Genomic DNA, 8,011 nt, shown 5'->3' with positions numbered 1-8,011 from the left:
CCCGACGGCCGCCGAGGGCTCTCGCGGCGCCCCCCCGCCCCGGTCCCCGCCGCGTCGTAAGCCCCCCCCGGGCGGGGCTTGCCGCGGCCCCTCGGCAATGGCCCGCACATGGCGGGCGGGCCATTGCCGTTGCCAGGCCGGAATCGCTCACCCGGGCGACAGCGTTTCCGCAGCCCTGTTCGTGACCCTCGCACCCTGCAGCGGGACGCATAGAGCGCGAACGCGCCCGGCGAACTCGGCGAACCAGCGATACTGACGTGGTGGGTGCAGTGGAGATGAGTCTGTACGAGGCGATCCGGACGCGGCGCGATGTCCGAGCCGAATTCACCGGGGAATCGGTCGACGATGCGGTGCTGTGGCGCATCCTCGAGGCGGCGCATTGCGCACCGAGTGTCGGAAACTCCCAGCCCTGGGATTTCGTGCTCGTCCGCAATCGCGCCACCTTGCGGAAGTTCGCGGCCCATGTCGCGGAGAAACGGCTCGAATTCGCCCGGTCGCTCCCGGCGGAACGGGCCGCGACCTTCGATCCGATCAAGATCGAGGGGATCGAGGAGAGCGGTACCGGGATCGTCGTCGTCCACGACGATGCCCGCGGCGGGCCGCATATTCTGGGCCGGGCGTCCGTTCCCGAGACCGGTGTCTACTCGACAATTCTCGCGATCCAGAATCTGTGGCTGGCCGCGACCGCGGAACAGATCGGGGTCGGCTGGGTGTCTTTCTACGATGCGCCGTTCCTAGCCGAACTCATCGATCTGCCGGCCGGTATCCGGCCGGTGGCCTGGCTCTGCATCGGTCCGGTGAACGAATTCCAGCGCATCCCCGACCTCGAGCGTTTCGGCTGGCGCGGCAGGCGGGACCTCGCCGACGCCGTACATTACGAAGGCTACGACGCGGGCCGCGCCCAATAAGCCGGCCGACCGGACCATATGGGACCGGTCGGCCGTGCTATCGGCTTACGCGAGTCTGATCAGGCCGTAGTCGAACGCGTGCCGGCGATACACCACCGACGGTCGATCGGTTTCCTTGTCCTGGAAGAGGAAGAAATCGTGGCCTACCAATTCCATCTGGTAGAGAGCGTCGTCGACAGTCATCGGCACGGCCGGGTGCACCTTGGTGCGCACAATATGGCCGGGACCCTCGTATTCGGGGTAATCGGCGGCGAAATCCGCCCGCTTCGTGCTGTGCGGTGAATGATCGTGGGCGGCGCCGGACAGCTCGCCGGGCAGGTTCTCCTCGACCAGATCCGCGGTGGCGTCGTGCACCGATACGGGAGTTTTCTCACCGTAGTGCACCCGCCGCCGATCCTTCGTGCGACGCAGCCGACTTTCGAGTTTGGCTGTCACCGCCTCGAATGCGGCGTAGAAACTGTCCGCACAGGCCTCGGCCCGCACAATGGGGCCCTTACCGCGCGCGGTGATCTCCACCCGCTGGCAGCTCTTGCGTTGACGACGATTGCGCTCGTGGAAGAGTTCCACGTCGAACAGGAAGATCGATGGATCGAAGCGTTCCAGCCGGGACAACTTGTCCGACACATAGATTCGATAATGGTCGGGGACCTCCACGTTGCGACCCTTGACCACGATATCCGCGCGGGTCTCTCGTGGGCGGTCGAGCTGGTCTTCCAGCTGCGGCTGGGCTGTGTCCTGAACTGAAGGTCGTGAAGATGTCGTCACGCGTACCTCCCGGATCTGGCCGCACACTTCCGATGCGCGCGGCGGGATGAACGTTGCCGGCCGCGTCCCATCAGTCGGCCGGCACTCGAGTCGCAGGCCCACCTCCAAACTCCCGGAACGGGGTGTGTGAACGCGACGGTAGTACGCCGATCCCAGGTTCGCCACTGTTCACGCAAATTTCGGGGGATTCACGCTGCGCAGGTCACCAAGATGTCATCGAGGTACGTCCCGACAGCCGCCAGCGCCCGGGCACACGCCTGTACCGTGGACCCTGTTGTCAGCACATCGTCGACCAGGACGACCTGCGCCTTCGCCGCTTCGGCGGGTAGCGGTACCGCGCGGATCCGACCGCGGAGATTGCGATCGCGCTCGCGCGCCGACAGACCGGCCGAATCGCGGACTCCCCACCAGACTCGCAGACACGGCAGTACCTGGCAACTGTCCAGCGACCGCGCCGCCGAACGGGCGCATCGCAGCACCGGATCACCGCCGCGGCGCCGAGCCGAGGCCCACCGGCTCGGCGAAGGTACAAGTATCAAGGGTCGGCCCGGAGTCCGCAACTCGGTGAGCCCGGCGGCCAGCGCCAGCCCGAGCGGCTCCGCCAGCTCACGCCGGCCGCGTTCCTTCACCGCCAGCACCGCCTGCCGCGCGGGTCCGCGGTACGGGCTCAGTGCCCAGCACGGCACTCCAGGATCGCGACGGGGATGGATACGCATCGGCGGGCCGGCCACGCTGCGCGCGCATTCGCCGCACCACTGCGTGCCGGGGCGACGGCAACCCCCGCATTCGGCCGGCAGGATCAGATCCAGAAGCGTCCGCATAGCGGCGAGTGTGCCGCCGGGCACCGACAGCCGGACCTCGACGGCAATCGAGGGATATCAGCCGGGGAGGATGGGCACCGCGTCCGCGCCCAGACCGGGAACCTCACGCCAGTACGGATCCCCACCCTCCGGAGTACGGGTCAGCTCCAGCACTGCCCGTGAATCCGCCACGTACTGGCGCTCGATCGAGGCGGTGACCTGACGGACCGGCGGCGTGAGATTGCGGCCGCCGAGCGAGGACATACCGGAACCGTCGATCTTTACCGTGCGCACGGGATCGACAGTCCCGCTGCCGGCGATGATGATCGTATCGTCGCTGTACCAGTCCAGCGCGGTGGCGGTGGTGGGAAGCTCGATGGCGATCCGCCGTGGAGAAGTGAGCGCATACGTACCGTCCGGCCGGACCACGACCATGGCGATGTACACATTGCCGTCGGCGATCAGTGCCGCACTCACCCCGTTGCGCGAAATCCGCAATTCCGTGATCGGCGCCTGTACCGGGGTACCGGAATCACCGGCGAACAATTCGGTGGTGTCGACACCCTGCGGCAGTACCGTGCCGGTCTCCCCGTTGGTGACCGCTCGGATCACCCGGTTACCGTCGACAACCGCCCAGGCCGCGCTGCCGTCCGCAGTCCAGGACGGGCGCGTGATGGTCCCGCCCTCCTCCACCGGGAAGGCGTCACCGCCGTAACTTCCCATCATCAGGGTGCGCTGGGGCTCCGGCGGTTCCCGGCCCGCATCGGCCACCGCCGCAACTCGTTTACCGTCCGGTGACAGGCCCACGGACTGCAGATTCTGCACGGTGCCGAAGTATCCGGGAGCGGGTCGTGGACCACCGTCCGATTCGACCTCCACCAGTGTTCCGTCGCGCAGCGCGTGCAGGCCCACCTGTGTCTCCGGTCGCACGGAATCGGCGACCGCGCCCAGATCGGTGACCGACCATCCCCCATCGGCGAACCGTTCGTCCAACGGACGGCCGTCGGCCAGCAGGATATAGGGACCGAGTACATCCGCGGCGGACAGCGTCAGCACCACCTGCGCGGCGAACAGTTCACGATCGCGCGGGGACAATTCGCCGATACCGGAGAAATCGATCCGCACCCCGCCCAGACCGACACCCACTCCCACGGGATCACCGTTGGCTTTGGTGATCGTGCCGCGTACGGCCGCGGGCGGACTCAGATAATTGCGCACCACGGGGGCGATATACGACTGGGGACCGGCGATCAGCATATCGATCAGCCGCCGGGTCAGATCGTCGGGCCGCACCGAGATCCAACGCAGGTCCGGAGTCACATGCCGGCCGTCGCCGGTGACGAAATACAGGGCATGCCGCCGGTAGGACTGCGTGAAGGCGGTGTACTCCATGACCACGCCGTCGGGCAGTTCGTCGATCCGCCATTCGCCGTCGACCCGGGTCATCTCGATCTTGTGCTCGATGATCCCGTCGGCCACATGATAGGAACCGTCCTCGGCGAGCTCACCCACCTTGCGTGCCCGCAGCACATACGTCGCCTCGTTCTCGGAACGGGATTCCCGCAGCGTATCGGCGCGCTCGACGATGACATGTGATTCCTCGTCGTTCCACTGCGTGGACGCGGCCGGGGTCATGTACTGACGGGCCGCGAGATGCCCGTCGGTGGGGTCGGCTGTGGCCTGCAGGAAATCGCGCAGCAGCAGATCCGGGTCGCGGCCCGGCATCGGCGACGGCGGCCCCTCCGCCGTCGGCTCCTGGTTGATGGTGCCCAGCGCCTGCGGCTGTGAGGAGTCGGGCAGGTTCGCGCAGCCGGCGACGACCATCATCCCCGCCACCGCGACGACTGCGGTCACCAGCCGGAACCAGCGTGAGCATGGTGGGCGCACGGTCATGATTTCTGGTCTCCGCTGTCGGTGAACACGGTCGGGGGCGCGGGTTCGGCGGATTCATCCGCGGAATCTGTTCCGGAATCGTTTTCACTTGCGGGACGATCGATTTCCGTCGCTCCGGGACTGCCCCCACCGGTTTCGGTCGGGCCGGGGGCCGTCGCAGCGGGGTTCCCGCCGGCTTCGGCCGCACCCGGGCCGCTGCCTTCGCCGGCCGTGTCCGCACCGGAGCCGGCCACCCCGGAAGTTTCTGCACCCGGGTTGCCCGCGGGACCGTCGCCACCGGAGCCGCCCGCCGTGGAAGCGCCCTCGGCGGCAGCCCGGCCGGCTTCCGTCGCCCCCGCGGGCCGAGGAGCCCACGGCTCGGTCTCGGTCACCGGGGGCCCCAGTTCCACTCGCTCCGACCCGCTCTGGTCGCCTTCGGCCTGCGGGCGGCGCGGCGCCCTACGCATACCCGGCTCCAGCGGCAACGGGCTCTTACCCATCTTCTGACCGCGCACGAGTGGCAGGGTCAGCCGAAAGCTCGCACCGATATTGGGGCGACCCCAGGCCTCGAGTTTTCCGTCGTGCAGATTCGCGTCCTCCACGCTGATCGAGAGCCCGAGACCGGTGCCACCGGAGCGGCGCATACGCGAGGGATCGGAACGCCAGAACCTGCTGAAAACCAGTTTCTCCTCCCCCGGCCGCAGTCCGACGCCCTGATCCCGGACCACGACCGCCAGTGCATTGGCCTCGGTGTCCCCACGCATCCGGATCAACACCGGTTTGCCCTCGCTGTGGTCGATGGCATTGGCCAGCAGATTGCGCAGCACCCGCTCCACCCGGCGCGGGTCGACCTCGGCGACCACCGGTTCCTCGGGTAGGTCGATCACCACCTCGATTCCGGCGTCGCGGGCCAGATGCCGCACCGTGGAGATCGCGGCCCGCACACACATCCGCACATCCAGCGATTCCACCTGCAGTTCGGCGACACCGGCGTCGTGGCGCGAGATCTCGAGCAGATCGTTGAGCAGCCCTTCGAACCGGTCCAGTTCGGTCACCAGCAATTCGGCGCTGCGCGCCAGCGCGGGATCCAGATCGTCGCTGCTGCCGTGGATGAGATCGGCGGCCATGCGCACTGTGGTCAGCGGTGTCCGTAGTTCGTGGCTGACATCGGAGGTGAAGCGGCGCTGCAGATTGCCGAATTCCTCGAGCTGGTTGATCTGGTTGGACAGGCTTTCGGCCATTTCGTTGAAGGCCTTGGCGAGCCGGGCGATATCGTCGTCGCCGCGTACCAGCATGCGTTCCTTGAGCCTGCCGTCGGCGAACCGGCCGGCTATCCGGGCGGCCGACCGGATGGGCAGTACGACCTGACGCGTCACCAGGGCGGTGATCGCGGCCAGCAGGATCAACAGCACCGCGCCGCCGACCATCATGGTCCCGCGCATCAGCGAGAGGCTGCGTTCCTCGTTGGCGAGGGGGAAGATCAGATAGATCTCCAGTGTGGGTACTTCGGCACTGGGACTGCCCAGAATCAGTGCCCGGCCGCGATAACCGTCCGGGTCGGAGACATTGGCGAACTGGTAGCTCACCTGATTGCGCTGCACGAAACGGCGCAGCGAATCGGGCACTTGCTTGATCGGCCCGACGGCGATCACCTGTTGCGGAGTACCGCCGATCACGCTCAATGCCGAATCGAAACTGCCCGCGGCACCACCGGACCGGCTCGATTCGCGGCGATTGGACAGCGACTCCCGGGCATCGGTCAGCCGCTGCTCCTGGGTGGTGACATCGTGCACCCCGGCGAGCTGGCCCTCCACCGTATTGCGGACCCGGTCCATCTCCTCGACACCGGCATTGATCTTGGCGTCCAGCAGCCGGTCGGTGATCTGGCTGGTCAGCACCACCCCCAGAACGGTGATGACGATCAACGACAGCGTCAGCGTGGAAACGATGACCCGCAGTTGCAGTGAACGCCGCCAGAGCAGCCCCAGGGATCTACCGACGTGCTGGAACCATTCGTTGACCGGAGCCAGCGCCTCCCGCAGCCGGTCCCGACGCCCACTCCCGCCCGGATCGCGATCTGTGCGGGACCCTTCGTGGTCGCGCAAGTTACCGCCTCCGGGCCCGGAGCCGACGGTAACCGATCACGGTGGACCGGCCTTGTATCCCACACCACGAACGGTCAGCACGATCTCCGGGTTCTCCGGATCCTTCTCGACCTTGGCACGTAATCGCTGCACGTGAACGTTCACCAGGCGGGTATCGGCGGCATGCCGGTAACCCCACACCTGTTCCAGCAGCACCTCGCGGGTGAAGACCTGCCGCGGTTTGCGCGCGAGCGCCACCAGCAGATCGAATTCCAGCGGGGTCAGCGAGATCTGCGCGCCTTCACGGGTGACCTTGTGCGCCGGCACATCGATCACGATATCGGCGATATTGAGCAGCTCGGCCGGCTCTTCCTCGGTGCGGCGCAACCGCGCGCGCACCCGCGCCACCAGTTCCTTGGGCTTGAAGGGTTTGACGATGTAGTCGTCGGCGCCGGACTCCAGGCCGAGCACCACATCGACGGTATCGGTCTTGGCGGTGAGCATCACGATCGGCACACCGGAGTCGGCGCGCAGCACCCGGCACACATCGATACCGTTCATCCCGGGCAGCATCAGGTCCAGCAGGACCAGGTCGGGCCGGATCTCCCGGACCGCCGACAGTGCCTGGGTGCCGTCGCCGACCACGTGCGGGTCGAAACCCTCACCCCGCAGGACGATGGTGAGCATCTCCGCGAGGGCCATATCGTCGTCGACGACCAGAATCTTCGGCTTCATAGTTACTATGTTGTCATCTCCCGGGCTCGTAACGGGTCGCCACGCCATACATGGCGCGTTCCCGCCGGATATCCAACACTAATTCGCTACCAATGCGGCGAGCCGCGCGGCCAATACATTCATTTCGCCGGAGCGTGGTCCGGAACCTTGTTCGCCGGGCCGGACAACCCACCAGGTTCCGTACCAATCACGCCGAGCGAGATCACGGTACACCGCGGCGGTTCGTTCCTGTAATCCGCCGTCGCGCTCGTAGGCGTCCAGCTCCCGCGTCGCGTCGAGTTCACCGCGCCGGCGGGCGCGTTCGGCCGCGACCTCGACCGGTACATCCAGCAGCAGCTGCACCTGGGGCACCGGCAGGGCGAACCGGCCGAATTCCAATTCCCCCACCCATCGCACGATTTCCCCGTCGGCGGATTGGCCGAGCCGGGCGGCGTTGTAGGCGGCATTCGAGGCCACATAGCGGTCGAGGACGACCAGATCGTTGTCGGCCAGCAGTTTCGCCAACTCGTCGGCGGCGCTCGCGCGGTCCAGCGCGAACAGGGTGGCCATGGCGTTCACCGAACCGGCCAGATCCCCGTGTGCGCCGCGCAGTGCTTCGGCAGCCAGATCCGCGTGGACCGAGCGGCCGTAGCGCGGGAAGGCCACGGTCTGCACGCGTAGCCCACGCTGCTCGAGCGCGGCCACCAACTCGGTGATCAGCGTCCGTTTACCCGCACCGTCGAGGCCTTCCACCGAGACCAGCACACCCATGAGGGGCAGCCTACTCGGACGTTGGGGGGGGGGGGCGGCGGGGGCGCCCGGGCGGGCGGCGGGCGCCGGGCGGGGGCGGGGGGGGGGGGGGGGGGGG

The 8,011-nt window shown here is 67.5% G+C and carries 7 protein-coding genes; 1 reads left to right on the top strand and 6 read right to left on the bottom strand.

The features are described from left to right. The first annotated feature begins 275 nt into the window (after window positions 1–275). Complete coding sequence (gene bluB / locus QH195_RS14020) at window positions 276–908, top strand: 5,6-dimethylbenzimidazole synthase (protein WP_280424263.1); 633 nt, start codon at window positions 276–278, stop codon at window positions 906–908. Between the two features lie 45 nt (window positions 909–953). On the opposite strand, the gene hpf is transcribed toward bluB, so the two are convergent. From hpf to QH195_RS13990, 6 genes are all read right to left on the bottom strand, one after another. Beyond that, window positions 954–1,625, bottom strand: a complete 672-nt coding sequence (gene hpf / locus QH195_RS14015; RefSeq protein WP_280424262.1) for a ribosome hibernation-promoting factor, HPF/YfiA family — start codon at window positions 1,623–1,625, stop codon at window positions 954–956. Between the two features lie 236 nt (window positions 1,626–1,861). Further along, a complete protein-coding gene (locus QH195_RS14010; protein WP_280424255.1) occupies window positions 1,862–2,494 on the bottom strand; it encodes a ComF family protein in 633 nt (210 codons plus the stop codon). Between the two features lie 57 nt (window positions 2,495–2,551). After that, the gene (gene lpqB / locus QH195_RS14005) at window positions 2,552–4,366 is read right to left on the bottom strand and encodes an MtrAB system accessory lipoprotein LpqB (protein ID WP_280424254.1); all 1,815 of its coding nucleotides are present in this window, start codon (window positions 4,364–4,366) and stop codon (window positions 2,552–2,554) included. Continuing rightward, window positions 4,363–6,450 (bottom strand): MtrAB system histidine kinase MtrB, encoded by a 2,088-nt coding sequence (mtrB, locus tag QH195_RS14000; protein WP_432278401.1) that lies wholly within the window; start codon window positions 6,448–6,450, stop codon window positions 4,363–4,365. The genes lpqB and mtrB overlap by 4 nt, the downstream gene beginning before the upstream one ends. Before the next feature lie 36 nt (window positions 6,451–6,486). After that, entirely contained in the window at window positions 6,487–7,164 is a 678-nt protein-coding gene (gene mtrA / locus QH195_RS13995) for an MtrAB system response regulator MtrA (protein WP_033243239.1), read from the bottom strand. 78 nt (window positions 7,165–7,242) lie between these two features. Next, entirely contained in the window at window positions 7,243–7,914 is a 672-nt protein-coding gene (locus QH195_RS13990) for a dTMP kinase (RefSeq protein ID WP_280435677.1), read from the bottom strand. Window positions 7,915–8,011 lie beyond the last annotated feature (97 nt).

It is taken from the genome of Nocardia carnea (assembly GCF_029868855.1).
In the GTDB taxonomy this organism is placed as follows: domain Bacteria; phylum Actinomycetota; class Actinomycetes; order Mycobacteriales; family Mycobacteriaceae; genus Nocardia; species Nocardia carnea_A.
The sequence above is the reverse complement of the archived record's forward strand: the minus strand, read 5'-3'. Positions and strand labels throughout refer to the sequence as shown.